The 15,684-nt window shown below is 63.2% G+C and carries 26 protein-coding genes; 11 read left to right on the top strand and 15 right to left on the bottom strand.

Annotated features, from left to right (window positions below; genetic code table 11):
* Positions 1-116 precede the first annotated feature (116 nt).
* The 3 genes from AAHM41_RS01010 to AAHM41_RS01000 are packed head-to-tail and all read left to right on the top strand — an operon-like array spanning position 117 to position 2,259.
* A complete protein-coding gene (locus AAHM41_RS01010; protein WP_342234630.1) occupies positions 117-1,769 on the top strand; it encodes a helicase-related protein in 1,653 nt (550 codons plus the stop codon).
* 53 nt (positions 1,770-1,822) lie between these two features.
* A complete protein-coding gene (locus AAHM41_RS01005) occupies positions 1,823-2,083 on the top strand; it encodes a hypothetical protein (protein WP_342234629.1) in 261 nt (86 codons plus the stop codon).
* Complete coding sequence (locus tag AAHM41_RS01000; protein ID WP_342234628.1) at positions 2,083-2,259, top strand: hypothetical protein; 177 nt, start codon at positions 2,083-2,085, stop codon at positions 2,257-2,259. The genes AAHM41_RS01005 and AAHM41_RS01000 overlap by 1 nt, the downstream gene beginning before the upstream one ends.
* Positions 2,260-2,264: 5 nt before the next feature.
* Here the strand turns inward: AAHM41_RS01000 and AAHM41_RS00995 are convergent, their stop codons facing one another.
* Positions 2,265-2,663 (bottom strand): hypothetical protein, encoded by a 399-nt coding sequence (locus tag AAHM41_RS00995; RefSeq protein WP_342234627.1) that lies wholly within the window; start codon positions 2,661-2,663, stop codon positions 2,265-2,267.
* 108 nt (positions 2,664-2,771) lie between these two features.
* Here AAHM41_RS00995 and AAHM41_RS00990 point away from each other — a divergent pair, with 108 nt between their 5' ends.
* From AAHM41_RS00990 to AAHM41_RS00965, 6 genes are all read left to right on the top strand, one after another.
* Positions 2,772-3,020 carry a hypothetical protein gene (locus AAHM41_RS00990; protein ID WP_342234626.1) on the top strand — a complete coding sequence of 83 codons (249 nt, stop codon included), beginning with the start codon at positions 2,772-2,774 and terminating at the stop codon, positions 3,018-3,020.
* Entirely contained in the window at positions 3,005-3,466 is a 462-nt protein-coding gene (locus tag AAHM41_RS00985; RefSeq protein WP_342234625.1) for a hypothetical protein, read from the top strand. The genes AAHM41_RS00990 and AAHM41_RS00985 overlap by 16 nt, the downstream gene beginning before the upstream one ends.
* Positions 3,463-3,954 (top strand): DUF7742 family protein, encoded by a 492-nt coding sequence (locus tag AAHM41_RS00980; protein WP_342234624.1) that lies wholly within the window; start codon positions 3,463-3,465, stop codon positions 3,952-3,954. Before AAHM41_RS00985 ends, AAHM41_RS00980 begins: the two co-directional genes overlap by 4 nt.
* 89 nt (positions 3,955-4,043) lie before the next feature.
* Positions 4,044-4,532 (top strand): hypothetical protein, encoded by a 489-nt coding sequence (locus AAHM41_RS00975; RefSeq protein ID WP_342234623.1) that lies wholly within the window; start codon positions 4,044-4,046, stop codon positions 4,530-4,532.
* Between the two features lies 1 nt (position 4,533).
* Positions 4,534-5,172 (top strand): ParA family protein, encoded by a 639-nt coding sequence (locus AAHM41_RS00970; protein WP_342234622.1) that lies wholly within the window; start codon positions 4,534-4,536, stop codon positions 5,170-5,172.
* A gap of 39 nt (positions 5,173-5,211) precedes the next feature.
* The gene (locus AAHM41_RS00965) at positions 5,212-5,430 is read left to right on the top strand and encodes a hypothetical protein (RefSeq protein WP_342234621.1); all 219 of its coding nucleotides are present in this window, start codon (positions 5,212-5,214) and stop codon (positions 5,428-5,430) included.
* 7 nt (positions 5,431-5,437) lie between these two features.
* Here the strand turns inward: AAHM41_RS00965 and AAHM41_RS00960 are convergent, their stop codons facing one another.
* From AAHM41_RS00960 to metC, 5 genes are all read right to left on the bottom strand, one after another.
* Positions 5,438-5,848: a hypothetical protein gene (locus AAHM41_RS00960; protein WP_342234620.1), complete on the bottom strand. Its 411-nt coding sequence runs from the start codon at positions 5,846-5,848 to the stop codon at positions 5,438-5,440.
* Positions 5,849-5,931: 83 nt separating this feature from the next.
* On the bottom strand, positions 5,932-6,216 hold the full coding sequence (locus AAHM41_RS00955; protein WP_342234619.1) for a hypothetical protein: 285 nt from the start codon (positions 6,214-6,216) through the stop codon (positions 5,932-5,934).
* 2 nt (positions 6,217-6,218) lie between these two features.
* Positions 6,219-6,512: a hypothetical protein gene (locus AAHM41_RS00950; RefSeq protein ID WP_342234618.1), complete on the bottom strand. Its 294-nt coding sequence runs from the start codon at positions 6,510-6,512 to the stop codon at positions 6,219-6,221.
* Positions 6,513-6,711: 199 nt separating this feature from the next.
* On the bottom strand, positions 6,712-7,101 hold the full coding sequence (gene hisI / locus AAHM41_RS00945) for a phosphoribosyl-AMP cyclohydrolase (protein ID WP_342234617.1): 390 nt from the start codon (positions 7,099-7,101) through the stop codon (positions 6,712-6,714).
* A complete protein-coding gene (gene metC, locus AAHM41_RS00940) occupies positions 7,098-8,282 on the bottom strand; it encodes a cystathionine beta-lyase (RefSeq protein ID WP_342234616.1) in 1,185 nt (394 codons plus the stop codon). Before metC ends, hisI begins: the two co-directional genes overlap by 4 nt.
* Positions 8,283-8,944: 662 nt before the next feature.
* Here metC and AAHM41_RS00935 point away from each other — a divergent pair.
* Together AAHM41_RS00935 and AAHM41_RS00930 are read left to right on the top strand one after the other, a co-directional pair.
* Positions 8,945-9,154 (top strand): hypothetical protein, encoded by a 210-nt coding sequence (locus AAHM41_RS00935; protein WP_342234615.1) that lies wholly within the window; start codon positions 8,945-8,947, stop codon positions 9,152-9,154.
* Positions 9,155-9,185: 31 nt separating this feature from the next.
* Positions 9,186-9,419 carry a hypothetical protein gene (locus AAHM41_RS00930; protein ID WP_342234614.1) on the top strand — a complete coding sequence of 78 codons (234 nt, stop codon included), beginning with the start codon at positions 9,186-9,188 and terminating at the stop codon, positions 9,417-9,419.
* A 437-nt stretch (positions 9,420-9,856) separates the two neighbouring features.
* On the opposite strand, the gene AAHM41_RS00925 is transcribed toward AAHM41_RS00930, so the two are convergent.
* From AAHM41_RS00925 to AAHM41_RS00885, 9 genes are all read right to left on the bottom strand, one after another.
* Positions 9,857-10,480 carry a hypothetical protein gene (locus AAHM41_RS00925; RefSeq protein WP_342234613.1) on the bottom strand — a complete coding sequence of 208 codons (624 nt, stop codon included), beginning with the start codon at positions 10,478-10,480 and terminating at the stop codon, positions 9,857-9,859.
* Positions 10,481-11,028: 548 nt separating this feature from the next.
* Positions 11,029-11,247: a hypothetical protein gene (locus AAHM41_RS00920; protein WP_342234612.1), complete on the bottom strand. Its 219-nt coding sequence runs from the start codon at positions 11,245-11,247 to the stop codon at positions 11,029-11,031.
* A 796-nt stretch (positions 11,248-12,043) separates the two neighbouring features.
* Positions 12,044-12,226, bottom strand: coding sequence for a hypothetical protein (locus AAHM41_RS00915; RefSeq protein WP_342234611.1), 183 nt, complete (start codon positions 12,224-12,226; stop codon positions 12,044-12,046).
* 803 nt (positions 12,227-13,029) lie between these two features.
* Positions 13,030-13,251, bottom strand: coding sequence for a hypothetical protein (locus AAHM41_RS00910; protein ID WP_342234610.1), 222 nt, complete (start codon positions 13,249-13,251; stop codon positions 13,030-13,032).
* 236 nt (positions 13,252-13,487) lie between these two features.
* Positions 13,488-13,871 carry a hypothetical protein gene (locus tag AAHM41_RS00905; protein ID WP_342234609.1) on the bottom strand — a complete coding sequence of 128 codons (384 nt, stop codon included), beginning with the start codon at positions 13,869-13,871 and terminating at the stop codon, positions 13,488-13,490.
* A 16-nt stretch (positions 13,872-13,887) separates the two neighbouring features.
* Positions 13,888-14,286: a hypothetical protein gene (locus AAHM41_RS00900; protein WP_342234608.1), complete on the bottom strand. Its 399-nt coding sequence runs from the start codon at positions 14,284-14,286 to the stop codon at positions 13,888-13,890.
* 20 nt (positions 14,287-14,306) lie between these two features.
* The gene (locus AAHM41_RS00895) at positions 14,307-14,621 is read right to left on the bottom strand and encodes a hypothetical protein (RefSeq protein WP_342234607.1); all 315 of its coding nucleotides are present in this window, start codon (positions 14,619-14,621) and stop codon (positions 14,307-14,309) included.
* Between the two features lie 7 nt (positions 14,622-14,628).
* Positions 14,629-14,964: a thermonuclease family protein gene (locus AAHM41_RS00890; protein ID WP_342234606.1), complete on the bottom strand. Its 336-nt coding sequence runs from the start codon at positions 14,962-14,964 to the stop codon at positions 14,629-14,631.
* A gap of 195 nt (positions 14,965-15,159) precedes the next feature.
* A complete protein-coding gene (locus AAHM41_RS00885) occupies positions 15,160-15,420 on the bottom strand; it encodes a hypothetical protein (RefSeq protein WP_342234605.1) in 261 nt (86 codons plus the stop codon).
* Positions 15,421-15,684 lie beyond the last annotated feature (264 nt).

Below are 15,684 nucleotides of genomic sequence, written 5' to 3'. Positions count from 1 at the left end.
GGGTGTCCGTGGTGTGATTCAGTCAGTTCTGACTTATAATAACCTACCGGCACTGACATCACCCAAGGAAAATGGCTGTCATCCAGATTGCGGCTAACGCCGTCACCGCAAAGCTCGTGAACGCTGACAACGACGTGAAGACGCATGTCTCCTCGCTGCTCAGCTTCATGGTGGACGGTGCCGAACACTCCGGGCGCTTCCAGGCGGGCGACTGGGACGGCCGGTCGAGCTTCTTCGCCTACCGCGCCGCCACCTTCCCGGCCGGGTTCCTGACGCTCGTGCATCAGGACCTGGTCCGGAAGGGTCACACGGTGCAGCTAGTCAAACGCCGGCTGCCGGAGCCGCTCGGCAAGCGCGACTTCGAGAACTTCGACAGCCTGGCCGGCGACCCCCGCTACGACTACCAGCCGGAGACGGTGCGCCGGCTGCTGCGCTACGGCTCGATGATCGCCCAGGTCGCGACCGGCGGCGGCAAGAGCCGCATCGCCCGCATGTCGGTTGCGGCGATCAGGCGGACCACCCTCTTCATCACCACCCGCGCGGTGCTGATGCACCAGATGAAGGAGGGCTTCGAGAAGGACGGCCACAACGTCGGCGTGATCGGCGACGGCGAGCTCAAGGCGCGCCGCGGCGTCAACGTCGCGATGGTGCAGACCCTGATGGCTCGGCTCGAAGAGAAGACGATCGAGGGCGAGGTCGACCGCCTGTCGTCAATCGAGGCCTCGGCCGAAAAGCGCAAGATCGAGGCCAAGCGGGCTGAGCTGAAGGAGCTCAAGGTCCCGCTCCTGAAGGTGACCAAGGAGCTCGAGAAGCTCCGCGAGGAGATCGAGGCCCGGCGCCGGAAGCCGGCGGCGATGATCGCCGAGGCCGAGCAGAACGTCACCCGGCACATGGCGCTGCGCGAGAAGACGATCCGCTTCCTCGAGCAGGTCGAGTTCGTGATCGGCGAGGAGGCGCACGAGGCCGGCGGCAACAGCTATTACGAGATCCTGCGCTTCTGCAAGAACGCCGCCTACCGCCTGGCGCTGACCGCGACGCCGTTCATGCGCGCCGACGCCGAGAGCAACATGCGCCTGATGGCGTGCTTCGGCCCGATCGGCATCGTCGTCTCGGAGAAGATGCTGATCGACCGCGGCATCCTCGCGACGCCGTATTTCAAATACGTCTCGACCCCAGCGCCGGCGGTGGTGAAGCGCTCCAGCGCCTGGCAGCGGGCCTACAAGTTCGGCATCGTCGAGGCGAAGGAGCGCAACCGCGCCATCGCGTTCGAGGCCATTCGCGCCGTCCGGCACGGCCTGCCGGTCATGATCCTGGTCCAGCGCAAGGACCACGGCGCCATCCTCGAGAAGGCGCTGCGCTCGGTCGGCATCCGGGTCCGGTTCATCTACGGCGAGCACGAGAACGACGTCCGCAAGGACGCGCTCGGGCAGCTCCGGAGCGGCGAGCTGCAGGTGCTGATCGGCTCGACCATCCTCGACGTCGGCATCGACGTGCCGGCGGTCGGGATGGTGATCCTCGCCGGCGGCGGCAAGGCGGAGGTCGCGCTCCGGCAGCGCATTGGTCGCGGCCTGCGCGAGAAGAAGGGCGGCGTCGCCAACATCTGCTTCATCGTCGACTTCACCGACACTTACAACGGCTACCTGAAGGAGCACGCGATGACGCGCCGGCAGATCGTCGAGAGCACGCCGGGCTTCGTCGAGCGCATCATCGCCGCGAACGACGACCTCCCCTACCATCTCCTGGCGGTTGCGCCGGCGGCCGCGGCATGACATTATGTTTCCCCTCGAATGACATTCATGCCTCGGCCGCCATGACAGACGAAGTGAAGAAGTTCTCGATCGCCATCTCGATAGAGGCGCACCGGAAGCTGCGCGAGCACGCCGCGCGCTTCGGGCTCGGGAACAACGACATCCTGACCATCATGCTGGAGACGGTGCCGGCCTCGGCATTCGAGGCGCGGGCCCGGGCCGTGGCCGAGGAGCGGCAGGGCGGCGCCGTGCTCGATCAGATCTCCAAACAGGCGAAGGCGCTGACGCCTGCGCAGCGGGAGCAGCTCCTCAAGGTGCTGCAGGGAGAGAAGTGATGGGCCGGCCGACCGAAATCCACCTCTTCGACTTCGATGGCCGCTCCGTTCTAGAGCGGCAGCAGCTCGAGGTCGAGAACGCGAAGCTGCGTGCCGAGGTCGAGCGCCTGCACCGCGTCATCGCGATGATGAAGCGCCAGGCTGGCGAAGCAGTTCCTGTTCGCCTAAATGCCTAGATCCGCTAGCGGACCCACTCCCAGGGGAGTCTGGTCTTGATCCGGGGTGATTTCACCCCTTTCACAAGGTATGCCTGGAGGAGGTGAGTCGTGGCGTCGTCTAGCTCCCAATCCGCGAAGGACGCTTGTCTCATTTTGGCTGCTATCTGTTTTGAAAGCTCAACCCGATTCACGAAGCCATCCTTGTCGAAGGGCGTGTAGATCGGCCTCATGCTTAAAATCTCGACGGAGTCATTGTTGTGTCGAAGGAGGACCTGTAATGCCTTCACTATCTTACCTGCCCATTCCGGCACACGGCGACGGCGGTTAAACAGGTCCTGTTCGAGAGCCTGACTAGACTGCCAGACCATATCTTCCTCTGGGTCGACATAAAAATAGCGATATTCACTGCCCTCGGCGTCCATCGTCTTCCTCCCCTTCTGTGCACTCCCACTGACGGTAATTCAGAAATTCATCGGGGAGCAATAGAGCGAGCGCCTATAATAAGTCAGTAGTGACTGATGAGTTTGATAATGGCACTCTCTTCCTTGATCGCAATCTGCGGCCGCCCGATCACCGGCAAGACGAAGATCGTCGCCTCTCCTGCCGAACCCACCCAGCTCGAACTCGACCTTGACCCGAGCAACCGGCCCTCCCTGGCAAACACGTTCCCCAAGGGCGCGTCGGGTCGAGGCTCCAGGTGGGATCTCGGCCTGGTGCTCGTGCCCGTGATGGCGATCGCCGTCGTCCTCGGGGCCATTTTGGCGTGGCTGCTGCCGTGATCCCCGCCAATCTCCCGCCCGCCGTCCGGGACGAGACCCTCGACCTCTTCTTCGGTCGCTGGCTCGGCTCCGGCCAATATCGCGACGTTTACGTCTATTCGCCGGACGAGACCAAGGTCGTCAAGATCGAGCGTAATGCCCGCAGCTTCTCCAACGTCAGTGAGTGGCAGATCTGGCAGGAAGTAAAGGACACCAAATGGGCTCGATACTTCGCAGCCTGCTCGTCTATCTCGCACAGTGGCTCCGTCTTGGTGATGGAGCGGACGCGGCCACTGGAAAGGGCCCCGACCCAGCTGCCGAACTTCATGGCGGACCTGAAGACCGAGAACTTCGGCCGGGTGGGGAGTCGGATCGTCTGCCACGACTACGGCATCTCGAACCTGATGTGGCGGGGCCTGACGGCCGCGCGCATGACGAAGGTCAACCCGAAGGACTTCCCGCTGTGACCGACCGCACCTTCCCCCGCTACGGCTCCGAATACGACCTCGACATCGCCACCCGCACTCTCTACGGCGAGGCGCGCAGCAAGCCGGTCGACGACGACGCCGGCGTCGTCTGGGTCCTGGTGAACCGCGCCCGCGAGGCCCAGGCCTACATCAACCGGACCGGCAAGTGCCGGCACCCGCTGTTCGGCGACGGCACGGTCGCCAGCGCGGCGCTGATGCCCTGGCAGTTCTCCTGCTGGAACTCGAACGACCCCAACCTGCCGAAGATGAAGGCGCTGAGCCCGGCCGACGCCGGCTACCAGGCCTGTCGCCAGGTGGTCGAGGCGGTGGTCGCCGGCCGGGTGCGCGACCCGACGCGCGGCTCCAAGCACTATCTGACCACGGCGCTGCTGCGGCAGATCAACGCCTCGTCCAAGCCCCACTGGGCAAAAGGGCAGGGGCCTGCGGTCGTTCTCGGGCCGCACGCATTCTTCAACAACATCGCGTAAGCTGCAAAGCGCGCTTTCAAGTATCACGATTAGCGCTTTACCTATTCCCCTCCCTCCGCTACCTTCGGGTCTCGGGCGGAGGGTTTTTCATGGTCGACACCAATGCGCGGCAGCGCGTTCTGGGGACGGTTGAGGCCGTCTACACGGGCGACGCGGCCGTGGAGATCATTGAAGAGGCGCGGCAGCGCGGCCTCACGGTCGACGGCCACCTGGTCTCAGCGCCGGTGAAGCCCGGCCAGGTTGCGTTCTCCATCGAGTTTGACGATGCGGGCCTCAATTGGCAGCTCACCTGGTCGCAGATCGACCACATGCTCGAGCTCGCGGATCGCTATCTCCGCCCGGAGGCGCCGGCGGCCCGCCGCGGCCTCGCCCGGCAGCTGGTGCTGACCGCCATCCGGGAGAATCGCCATCTCGATCTGAAGGTCGCGAACCTCGTCGGCCTCATGGCCACCTGGCTCATGTTCCGGGGTGACAGCGGCGACAAGCTCCGTCTGCTCCGCGTCCGGCACGCCGGCTACATCATCACGAAGAAGGGGCCGGAGGATTACAACTTCCGCCTCATCGCGGGAAGAACCTGACATGCACGTCATCGGCGTGGTGAGCCAGAAGGGCGGCGTCGGCAAATCGACGATCACCCGGATGCTGGCCCGCGAGTTCGTGGTCAATGATTGGACGACCCTGATCGGAGACACCGACAACGGGCAGACCACCTCGACCAACTGGGTGGCGACCCGGAACAAGCACAACGTCACCCCGGAGCTGATTGCCCAGCCCGTCGCGAAGCTGTCGAGGGTGATGCTGCAGAATTTCGACTTGGTGATCTTCGACGGGAAGCCCCACTCAAGCACCGAGACGCTCGAGATCGCCAAGCTCTCCCAAATGCTGGTGATCCCGACCGGCGTCTCGATGGACGACCTGCGCCCGGCGGTTATCCTCGGACACGAGCTGAAGGCCAAGGGTATCCCGCGCGAGCGGATGATCTTCGTCCTGACCCGCACCGGCGACAGCGAGACGGAGGTCAGCGACGCTCGGAACTACATGGCCCTCGGCGGCTACGACACGGCCGAGGCCGATCTTCCGGAGCGCACAGGCTATCGAATGGCTCAGAACATCGGTCGGACGGTGGCGGAGACGGTCTTCCCGTCGCTCAACGAGCGCGCTGACAAGCTGGCTCAAGAGCTCATGGATCGGTTCGCCAAGTTGACAGGCATCGCGTAAGCGCGCTACGTCGGTAGCGCATATTCGCGGGAGAGCCACATGGCGAAACTACCCAAGCGCATCGAGGCTCCGCCGGCACCACAGGGGCGCGGCAATCTGGATGATCCGCAGGAGGAATTGGTCGACCTGAATTTCCGCGTCACCAAGAGCTTCCGCAAAGCCTACAAGCAGGCCGCCCTCGACCACGACATGACGATGCGCCAGATCCTGCGCGAGGCGTTCGAGCTGTGGAAGCAGGCTAAGGGCGAGCAGCGGTAATCGGCGGCTAATAGAGTTTTGCCTCCTTGCAGTAGACATCGCTGCCGCCGTGAAGGACATCAGGCGCGAGACAGGCTTGAAGGGCACCGGTATTGGTCTCAATTTGCCAGAACACAGCGTCAACTGGGGGCAGGGTGAACGCTGGCGAAGCAGGAGCAGTCACAACCTCACCTTCATTCTGAATGTAAGAAAATCCCTTAGCCATGGTGCAGGCTACCACCATAGATGCCGGAGTTGGGCGACTGTATGTCGCGTGACACAAGAATAACTTCTCCTCCTGCGTGTCAATAACTAGCGCTTTTACCTGACCGCCATTACCCGCCGGGAAACTGGCATAGGGCACAATTAGAAATTTTGCCTCTGCTGCACAGGGTAAAGTGAATATAGCTGCCGCAACCCACATTATTCGCGCTTTCATATCGCCCTCTCCTGAGTGGGACCGTCGCGCGACTATGGAGCTTACAGTTAAATGCCGACCTCGTGACCACACCTAGACGGCGATTATCTCGTCAGCCAATTCTGGCGCTGGTGCTTGGCGGCTGAGGGCGTAATCTTAAGCCGCTGCCCGATCTCGGTGTCGCTCAGCCCATCCCGGAACATCTGCCGGATCGCCTTCAGCCCGGCCTCGTTCAGCCGGCCGCCCGGCGTCTTCCACCAGGCACCCTCGTCCACGCCCGCGGCCTGGTGCTGCTCCCGCAGGGTCAGCAGCGCCTCGGTCAGCTCCTTCGTCTGCCGCAGCGCGGCGTCGATCGCCGCGAGCGTCGTGCGCGTGGACGCCTTGGCCATCCCTAGTGCGTCGCCTGGCTGCCGTTGGCAGCTTGGCTGTGCGCGACCTTCATGAAGGCCCAGATCGGCAGCTGGCGGACGTGCGACGGCGCCAGGTCGAGGATCTCGTGCAGATCCGTCGCCTCGCGCTCGTCGAGCGGTAGCCTGGTCAGCACGGCTGACCAGAAGGCGTCGACTTCGTCCGGATCGTTGGCGGTCAGGTGTCCGAGGAGCCTAGAAAGCTCGCTGGGCGGCACCAGCATAGGCGATTGACGAAACAGGACGCGCAGCGACGGCGCTGAGCAAAGGCGCGACATCCAAACTCTCCCACCGAATGGGTAGAGCCTAGATGTCGCGCTCGCGCGGTCAAGCGTTATCGCTTCGGCGGCTGACGGGCCGGTTCGCATCCGGCCCGTCGCTAATCAGCGATCCTTGTGCCAACACCCCAGACGAGACGGGTCGAGACGGCAGGGGAGGGGAGGGGAATCGACCACAACAGCTTGCTAGCCGCCAACCCTAGGCCCCGTAGAGCTCCTTCGGGTCGCGCAGAACCGGGAGGTCCGTCTCCCAGACGCCTTCCTGCGCGACGCGGAAGAAGCAGCTGCGGCGGCCCGTGTGGCAGGCGACCCCGATCTGGTCGACCTTCACAAGGATCGCATCCCCGTCGCAGTCGAGCCGAAGCTCGATCAGGTCCTGCACCTGGCCGGAGGTATCGCCCTTCCGCCACAGCGCGCGGCGCGACCGCGACCAGTAGGTGACTCGGCCGGTCGCCAGCGTCTCAAGGATCGCCTCGCGGTTCATCCAGGCGAGCATCAGGATCTCGCCGGTGTCGTGCTGCTGGGCGATGACCGGCACCAGGCCGGCCTCGTCGAAGCGCACCTCCTCGAGTAGACGCTCCGCGCTCATGCCGCGGCCCGCAGCCGGTCAAAGCCGGCCTCCAGATCGGCGATCAGGTCGGCAGGGTCCTCGAGCCCCACATGGAGGCGCACGCCCGGCCCTGCAGCCTTCCAGTGCGTCGCCGTGCGGATCTTCTCTGGATGGGTCGGCAGGATCAGGCTCTCATAGCCGCCCCAGCTGGCGCCCATCTGGAACAGCTCCATCCCATCGAGCATCGCCGCCACCTGGCCGGCCGACGCCGGTTGCAGCACGATCGAGAACAGGCCCGACGCGCCGGTGAAGTGATGGGCCCACATCTCGTGGCCCGGGCTACCTGGCAGAGCGGGATAGAGCACCTGGGCGACCTCCGGCCGGGCCTGAAGCCATCGGGCCACCTTGAGCGCGTTCTCCTGATGTCGCTGCAGCCGCACACCCATCGTCCGCAGGCCGCGCTGGGCGAGGTAGAGATCGTCCGGGCCTGCGCAGTGGCCGGCCTGGACGGCGTGCGTCTTCAGCTTCAGCCAGGTCCGCTTCTCACGAGCGCCGACGACGCCCATCATCGCGTCCGAGTGCCCGACCATGTATTTCGTGGCGGCATGGACCGTGACGTCGACGCCATGGCCAAAGGCGTCGAAGAAGAGCGGCGTCGCCCAGGTGTTGTCGAGCACCGAGAGGATGCCCCGCGTCCGGGCCGCGGCCGTGATGGCGGGCACGTCCTGCACCTCGAAAGTCAGCGAGCCAGGAGACTCGAGGTAGACGAGTTGGGTGTTCGCCCGGAAGAGCTCCTGGATCCCCTCCCCTGCCAGCGGATCGTAATATTCGACCTCGACGCCATAACGCGCCAGCACAGAGTCGGCGTAGCGGCGGGTCGGGCCATAGGCGGTGTCGGTGATCAACACATGGTCGCCGGCCTTCAGGAGAGCCGTCAGCGCCAGGTTGACAGCAGCCAGACCAGACGACACCGAGATCGCGCCGTGCCCGCCCTCGAGCGCCGCTACCGCCTCCTCGAAGGCCTCGCTGGTCGGCGACCCCACGCGGCCATAGCTGTAGACGCCGCTCTCCAGGCTTGCGTGCGCCTGGTCCATCGCGGCCACGGTCGGCCAGAGGACGGTCGAGGAGTGGTAGACGGGCGGGTTCACCATCCCATGGTTTGCCCGCGGGTGGCGGCCAGCGTGAGCGAGGACGGTGTCGGGGCGGCGGGATCTGGTCATGTCAGTCGGCGGCAGTTCGATCGTGGGGCGCAATCATTCGACCAGCCGAGCGCCGCGGTCAACCGACGGGCGGCAGCTGATCGATCGATTCCGTTTCTCGGATGGCTCTAGACGATCGCCTTCTTCGATCACTTGAGAGTCGGTTGAAAAGACGCATTGCTTGGGTGGCCGACGCCAAGCACAATGCACATGCTTGATCGATGGCCAAGACGGCCAGCAGACTTGGCCCAGGCCCAGATAAAATTCAAAGCAGTAGTATTAACGGTCAGTTTCGGCGGTATATTGATAACCAGAGTGAGAAGTGGAGAAAGGGTAGTGTCCGATATGGCGCTTCACTCGAGTCTCCTCCCATCAGCTCTGGCTTCGCCGAGACGGGGAGGGCTGCCACCCTCCCCGTCTCATCACACAACTGCCTAGATCGCAGGAGAGCCCGCATGGTCTGGTCGACCATCGTGACCAGAAGAGTCGAACGCCGTCGATGGGGATGGCGATCCGACAGCCCCTCGGTCGTTGAGGGCCGGGTGCCAGCGTGAGCCGGCACCCGTGTTATATCGCGGACGAGAGAGTTAGGCCACCATCGGTCATAGCCGATCGACAACGAGCACCGGGTTCCAAGGATAGGGATGGCGGAAGGCCGGGGCGGTTTGTGCGGGAGAGCGGGTGTGGAGCCGCACTGCACGGCGCACTGCAGGACTAGGGACGAGCTGGCGATCAGGGCCCGAATCGTTACCGAGGGCTCGGACCATATCGGAATCTACGCCGCCGAGCACATCGCGGTGGCGCTGTTGCTGAACCGCGCCTATCTCCTCTCGTCCGGCTATAATCATGACGTCGAGGCCAGGATTGTCTCGGGAAGGGCTGGCAGCAGCTGATGATCGATCACCACAATGAGGGTTGGGCGGAATGATCGGCGCGATCCGGAGATTCTTGTCGCGGTTCGAGCACCCTGCCTTGGCTGAATTCGACCGGCGGGCCGCTCATGTCATGAAGCTGTTCCGCGAGAGCGAGATCGAGACGGGGCAGGTCGTGACGGCCAAACTGGCGACCAGCAAACAGGTCGAGACCGTCAGACTGGCCACGGTCAAGCTGGAGACTCTGCAATTGCAGATCGGATCGGTGACCAGCCGTCCGCGATGAAGGCTGGGCGATCGGACCTCCAAGGATAGGCAGACTGCGGGCCAGGTGGTCTCCAAGGGGCTGAATTCCGGCGACAGGTTTTTGCCGGCATCCCCCTCGATACGTCCGAAACCGCCCTAAGACTTCCATCGTGGCGGAAGAGCCACGCACCCGAGAAATCGAATGCGTGGCGGCCCCGTCACATATACAGTCGATGAGCGTAATTCGACTTCAGCATTCGCGCGATGCTGTGCATTTCACTCGCAGTGCGCGCGTAGTGCAGCGCGACGTTGTTGAAGTCGCGCGCTTGCAGCGTCATCGTGCGCGCTCTGTAGCGTATCGCAGCGCGCGCTGCGTGCAGTCTAGCTTTCGTCGTCATGTCGTCGTCTCTCTCTCTCTCTCTCTCGTCTCTGTAGCGATGCTAGAGCGCGCTTTCGCGCGCTCTAGTCAGTGCTGACTTACGATGCAGTGTAAAGCGCGCGCACGCTGCGGGCGACGTCACTGTCCGCGAAGCGATAGCAGGTTTCACGCGCGTCATTCGTGTATTCCTCGACAATGTGCAGCGTCACAAGCGCATTCATCGTCGAGGATGCTTGCGTCGACGCGGTCGAGGCAGAGACGTTGTGACGGGTCAGACGCTTGCGCGCTTGCGCGTTGTCGACAGTGATCTTGTCGCTTGCAGAGGCGAGCGCCAGCTTGTGCGAAAAGTCAATCTTCGCCTCTTCGAGAGTGATCATGCTGCGGATGCATGCATTGCTGATAGCATTTATCGTCCGCGCGTTGACTAGCACGTCAACGATATTCGACAGCTTGTCGATGGCATACACGTTGTATCGAGCGTTGTTGCGTTCCGCGCGGTTCACGAACGTCTCCGAGACGTTCGCAGCGATCAACACTTTGGCAGCGGAGACGCTCGACAGACGGGCGGCAGCGCTCTTAAGCTTCGCCTGGATCGTATCGTTGTCGCTGTTCTTGGCGCGCTCATACTCGGCGCGGGCGTCGAATTGCTTCGACAGATCGAGGGCGTAAGTCTTTGCAGTGTCATCAGCGATCTGCGCGATCATGTCAGTGAAAGCGGTCATTTGTCTGTCTCTCTCGTCTGCGTAGCGTTATCATCAGCGCGTCGTCGCGTCTGACATACATGAGACTAAGCGCATGACAGCGGGCAGTCACTACTGACTGACTGCATAGCGCGCATGTCGGCCCGACATGTCGAAAGCCCTCCTGAGTGTCATCCCCGCCATGTGGCGGAGCCGCCACGTGGTCGGACCGCCACTGTGGCCCCGAAGCCACCTCCGCGGAGACCCTGCGGACCATCCTCATCCGCGCCCGCCCGCGGAGAGCCCCTATGGCGACCCAATTCCGGAGCTGCCCATACCTCGGGGAAATCCGCGGGAGGCCCAGTTCGGCCCGCAGCCGTTCCCCAGGGCCCGCGGAGCTCCGCGGCGAGACTCAATCCGGAATCGACCCGTTCCCTAGGAAGCCCGAGAGTGCCCTAGGGCGCGTTCGCGGCATCGTGCATACGCGCTTCAGGGGAAGCCCTAGGGCGGTGCTGGGTGACTGGGGTATGGGGAGGAGACCCCGAAGTTCCTCCCATGCCCTCCCTGACGCTCCCTGCGCGCTGTGCGGGCTATTCGATGCGATCCCACCCGCGCAGTGTGAGCTCCGGCTCGTAGACGCACTCCGGCAGCAGGTCGAGGTCATCGAGCTCGTCGGCGCTCACTTGGTCGAGGAGCTGGCGCTTGGCGTGGCGGTATTCGCGCCGGCTGCGACGGGCGGCCCGGTCGAGCTTCATCTGTTGGGCGGCGGCGAATTGATCGGCGTGATCGCTGTCGGTGTAGAAGGTCATCGTCTTGCGTCCCTGGTGTGTCGCGTCGCGCGTTCAGCGCTGACATGATCAGCATCGCAAGATGACGATGGGCATTCGGCTGGCATCCCGGTCGGGATCTGTCACCTGTGTGACAGCTTCCGTGGCCTCGGATCCAAAGACCCGGGTGGCCTAGGTCCGGAAGACTCCTGGCCGGGCCGCGGAGGACCGTGGGTGGCCGAAGCTGCGAGGACCCGTATAAGCACGGGCAGCGCACACAGACCTTAATGTGACAGAATGCCCAGCCTCCGATAGGCTCTGCACCGGCAGCTCGCTTCGGTTGATGTTGTGAGCGGGTCTGCCAAACCGACCTACTCAGGCGAGGGTGAGATGGCTGATCGCGAGTTGGGCTACTATTGGATCCAGGTGGAGACGATGGGTGGATCTGGGCCGCTGATATGGACGCCAGCACGCTGGACAGGAGAGCCCGTTTGGCAGCTCGTGGATTGTTCCCACGGTCAATCCGAAATTTTCGAAGGAGATATAAGGGCAATCGGACCTTTCATGCAGCCCCCGACTGAAGTTTCCGAAGATAAGACTGTTCGCTGGCTTTATAATATCCTCACAAGTTCCTGGCAGGTTGGAATTCTAGCCGACGGTAACTGGTGGGTTACTAACGATACCCCCCGCCTCGATGGTGGAAAACTCAACTCCGGCTATGTTAATTTGGGCCCAGCAGTCGACCAATATAATGGGTCCTGAGATCGGGCTGTTGGGGCTGGCGCCCTAGGGCGATACCGGTTAAGCGGGAAAGCGCACTATGGCGCTTTCCCCTCCCTTACTCCACCCGCTGCAGTTTGAAGGCGTCCCGCACCGCCTGTGCCTCACGCATGGCGAGAAGCGACCCATCGTCGTCGTCGCCGTCGAAGAAGCCCTCGACCAGGTCGAGAAGCCGTAGGAGCGCATCCCGCTGCTTGACGGTGAGGGTGTCGGTGGTCGGGGTGATGGTCTTCTGGGTCATGTTGTTCTCCTCAGAGTCCGAAGCCGTGCCCGAGCACGAGCAGGGCGTAGGCGGTGGCGAAAATGCCGGTGATGGCGAGGAAGTCGCGGACGAAGCCCATGGCGCCGGCCCTCAGTGCGTGGCTTGGAACTTGACGATGACGGCGATCAGCACCGCGGCTTTCACGCTCACGTCGATCGCAATGAGGGTCATCAAGGTGCGGCTCATGTGCGCTCTCGCTCTTGCGCTATTGTCGATAAGCGCAGTGTCGCGAAAGCGCGAAGGCGTTCCGGTTGGGAAGTGCGATGGGACCTCGATCGCCAACCCCGCGGATGTCCATGGCGCGCCTCGGGTCTCCACGGATGTCCGCGGAAAGGCGCTAGCGAAATGCCGCTGGGTGCCATTGCGGCACCCAACCGTTCCTGAACCTGGCGATTATGCCTGTCCCCTCTCGATGCGCCTCATTGTGGCGAGGCTGTTGAGCCGGGCCCTCGGGTCGGACGGGCTTCCGGATAGGATGGTGACACCGTTGTCGTGGACCGCCTTGATGTGGCCGCTCTGGGTCGCCTCGAAGCGCCAGCCCACACGGCACGCCACCTCCGGCCCGTAATGGCGCCGGAGTCGTTGCTTCACGGATTGCATGGTGCCTCGCGTCGTCGCTGATGACGTGATGATAGTCAGCGCTGACTGGAGGCGCGGCAGGCAAATGCGAGGCCTGGCCAGGTGCCTGGGCCGAAAGACCCCTTGCCTGGCGATGGAGGACCTCTAAGCAACAAATGCGAATGCTCGCCGCGGGTGAGATGATGAAATGTTGCCGCCTCCCCCTACCCCGCCGTCTTCATCACCACCACCTCCCAGCTGCCGAGCGTGTGGCCGTCGTCGGTCTTGAGGTTGTTGAGCTCGACCCGGATCACCTCGGTGTCGCCGTTCACAGCCATGGCGATCAGCTCGAACAGAGCTAGCTGTTGGGCCTCGGTGAGCTCCGCCGCCGCCACGAAATGGCCCGGCCAGGGTCTGAGGGTAGCTGGGGGCTTCCTAAACGGCATATGGCCCGCCAATCGCGCAGGGATCGTCACACACGGTCGTAGTTGGGTCGGACCCAGTCTCTCATAGGCCAAGACCGAAGGCCAACTGATGGTCTTCCTAGCGCGTTGACGCGACAGCGCGGTTTCCCGATGCTGCCTTGTAGCGCTAGCGTGAAAGCTAGGTTTTCTGCGGGGCGGGGATGCAAGAGTGAATTTCCGAGCCGACTTTGTGAGTGTCGCGGCTCACATTTCCCCGCCTATCGCATATACGGGCCGAGCACCGTTCTCTGGCAATGGACCACTGCAGCGTTCCTCCACTCCGGCGTCGATACATCACCCACTTTCAACCGATCCTCGTAGCAGGCTCTCAGTTCCTGCCAAAGCCGCTCGCTGCAGCGAGATCGCTGGACTACAATTCCGATAGCGCCATAGGCGCCTTCGACGATCTTGTCCTGGTGAGGGATTGCAGACCCTTGCTTTCGTTCGACCCGATCGTAGATCGCATAGTCCAGGTAAGCACCCGCGGCCGCTGACAGAACCGTCAGACATGTTTGCTTCGGTGGCTGATCCTGCGCCTCTGCGCCATGGCCCGATAGAGCGATGGCGCACGAGAGCGCGAGCGCGCTTCCGACCTTGCGCATATTCCCCTCCCTTGCCCTATTGCCCATAGACGTCGGAGATCTTGCGATAGCAATCCTGAGCGATCATCCGATATCCGCTGTCCGAGGCAATATCGGTCACCTTCATCGCAGCCTCGACGCACTTCTTGTAATCGCCCCAAACGCCCATGCTGCAGCCCGACATGGCCACCACCAGGTCGATGCCGAACCTCACATTTCGAAAGTGCTCCGCTTCCAACTCGGTCAGGCCTTCTGCGCTCCGCACTTCAACCGTCATCCGCGCTGCCTGGGTGATATAGGCCCGGTTCGATGCCCACAAGACCGACAGACACACCTCCTTCGGTGGAGGCTCTGTCTCAGCTATAGCGCTCTGTCGCCATAGCGCGGTAGCGCAGAAAAGCGAGACCGCGATTGCGGCTGCCTTGACCATCGTCATGCCCTCCCAAGCGGTCTTGCTCAGTTGTTGAGCTGGTTACATGTGGCCGTGAGCACGGCGACCCGCTGCTCAGCCGCCTCCTTCTGCTTTAGCACCCGCGAGATGTTCACGGCCGTCAGATACTCATTGGGATTCATTTTCGCCCGGGCCTCGGCTGAGGTCATCTTCCCGTCGGCGATCGCCTTGATCAGCTTGTAGATGTGCGGATTGTTGTAGTAGGCCGCGTCCATCGTGGCTTGGTAGAGCACGATGTTGTCATCGGTGAAATTGCAGTTTACCGGTGTGCGGGCCTCACTCACCGGTGCTTTGGGAGCGCATCCGACCAGGGCGACCATAAGCGCGCTACCTACCAAAGCCGCTTTCGCCAATCCGCGCATAATAGCCCCCGCTGTAATACGGCCAGTCGACGGCGTGGCCCTGCAATACGAGCTCCGCAGCGATGTCGCGGCCGTCGCTGAAGCACTGTGCCACCGTGCGCTGATGGCGGTCGAGATACTTCCGCTCGCAGCTCACCGGGGCGACGAGGATGCGCTTGAGCGCCGCCGTGGCCGCTGGACCGCCGGGATCGCGGCTCTCCGGCGCCTGAACACCCCAGATCCTGATGCGCTCACCGTCCAGGTCGAACGTGTCGCCATCGACCACGTGCAGGCGCTGACCCGTGAAGACGTCATAGCCCACAAGCGCGCTACCGCCTAAGAGCGCCAGTGCGATTGCGCCGGAGAAGAGCCGAGAGCGCATCCATGACCGCTGCCCTCCGCGGCGTCGAGGTCCCGTCGGATAGAAGGAGACGACATTGCCTCGACGCCGGCCCGGGCGTTCAACGGACAATCGTCCTGGCGTGAAAGCGCTCTTTCGCACAATCGTCCTATCGGCCTAATGCGTCTTGACGTCAAACAGCCCGTGCTGGAGCTGATTGTGCAGGTTCCGGGTCAGGATGTCATCCAGCCCCGGCTCATTGGCAGCGGCGTAGAGCTTCATGGCCGTAGTCACGCGCTCCAGCGTCGCCGGGTCGTTCACCTTCTCGATGTCGTCGACCGTGACCAGGTGCATCTCGCCGGTGCTGCGGATGATGATCGCGATGTCGCCCTGTGCGAAGGGCCGGTCGGTGACGAAGCTGGGGGTCCGGGTCTGCAATCTGTGCTCCTGCGCTCTGCTGTTCTCGATGCTCTGTGATAGTCAGCGCGTGATGGAGAAGCAGTTGCGAAGAGCTCCGGATTCGATCTTGCCATTGGAGGTGAGCGGGTAGGGCAGGGGAGGGCCTCGGGCTTGGCCTGGCGCTGCCCAATCACCCGTCTCGGGCGTCGCGCTCTGAAGCGCGCTAGAGCGTCATCGTCTCTTTGCGCTGTCGCTCTAGCGTCAATGACGTCCCGTCGCTGTAGCGCGCTCTCTGCGCGATCT

The organism is Inquilinus sp. OTU3971 (assembly GCF_038440215.1).
This window is presented reverse-complemented; position numbering and strand designations above follow the sequence as displayed.

Coding starts and splice junctions, on each gene's coding strand:
- AAHM41_RS01000 (WP_342234628.1), top strand. CDS start 2,083: ATGGGCCGGCCGACCGAAATCCACCTCTTCGACTTCGATGGCCGCTCC.
- AAHM41_RS00995 (WP_342234627.1), bottom strand. CDS start 2,663: ATGGACGCCGAGGGCAGTGAATATCGCTATTTTTATGTCGACCCAGAG.
- AAHM41_RS00990 (WP_342234626.1), top strand. CDS start 2,772: ATGGCACTCTCTTCCTTGATCGCAATCTGCGGCCGCCCGATCACCGGC.
- AAHM41_RS00975 (WP_342234623.1), top strand. CDS start 4,044: ATGGTCGACACCAATGCGCGGCAGCGCGTTCTGGGGACGGTTGAGGCC.
- AAHM41_RS00970 (WP_342234622.1), top strand. CDS start 4,534: ATGCACGTCATCGGCGTGGTGAGCCAGAAGGGCGGCGTCGGCAAATCG.
- AAHM41_RS00965 (WP_342234621.1), top strand. CDS start 5,212: ATGGCGAAACTACCCAAGCGCATCGAGGCTCCGCCGGCACCACAGGGG.
- AAHM41_RS00960 (WP_342234620.1), bottom strand. CDS start 5,848: ATGAAAGCGCGAATAATGTGGGTTGCGGCAGCTATATTCACTTTACCC.
- AAHM41_RS00955 (WP_342234619.1), bottom strand. CDS start 6,216: ATGGCCAAGGCGTCCACGCGCACGACGCTCGCGGCGATCGACGCCGCG.
- AAHM41_RS00950 (WP_342234618.1), bottom strand. CDS start 6,512: ATGTCGCGCCTTTGCTCAGCGCCGTCGCTGCGCGTCCTGTTTCGTCAA.
- hisI (WP_342234617.1), bottom strand. CDS start 7,101: ATGAGCGCGGAGCGTCTACTCGAGGAGGTGCGCTTCGACGAGGCCGGC.
- metC (WP_342234616.1), bottom strand. CDS start 8,282: ATGACCAGATCCCGCCGCCCCGACACCGTCCTCGCTCACGCTGGCCGC.
- AAHM41_RS00930 (WP_342234614.1), top strand. CDS start 9,186: ATGATCGGCGCGATCCGGAGATTCTTGTCGCGGTTCGAGCACCCTGCC.
- AAHM41_RS00925 (WP_342234613.1), bottom strand. CDS start 10,480: ATGACCGCTTTCACTGACATGATCGCGCAGATCGCTGATGACACTGCA.
- AAHM41_RS00920 (WP_342234612.1), bottom strand. CDS start 11,247: ATGACCTTCTACACCGACAGCGATCACGCCGATCAATTCGCCGCCGCC.
- AAHM41_RS00915 (WP_342234611.1), bottom strand. CDS start 12,226: ATGACCCAGAAGACCATCACCCCGACCACCGACACCCTCACCGTCAAG.
- AAHM41_RS00910 (WP_342234610.1), bottom strand. CDS start 13,251: ATGCCGTTTAGGAAGCCCCCAGCTACCCTCAGACCCTGGCCGGGCCAT.
- AAHM41_RS00905 (WP_342234609.1), bottom strand. CDS start 13,871: ATGCGCAAGGTCGGAAGCGCGCTCGCGCTCTCGTGCGCCATCGCTCTA.
- AAHM41_RS00900 (WP_342234608.1), bottom strand. CDS start 14,286: ATGACGATGGTCAAGGCAGCCGCAATCGCGGTCTCGCTTTTCTGCGCT.
- AAHM41_RS00895 (WP_342234607.1), bottom strand. CDS start 14,621: ATGGTCGCCCTGGTCGGATGCGCTCCCAAAGCACCGGTGAGTGAGGCC.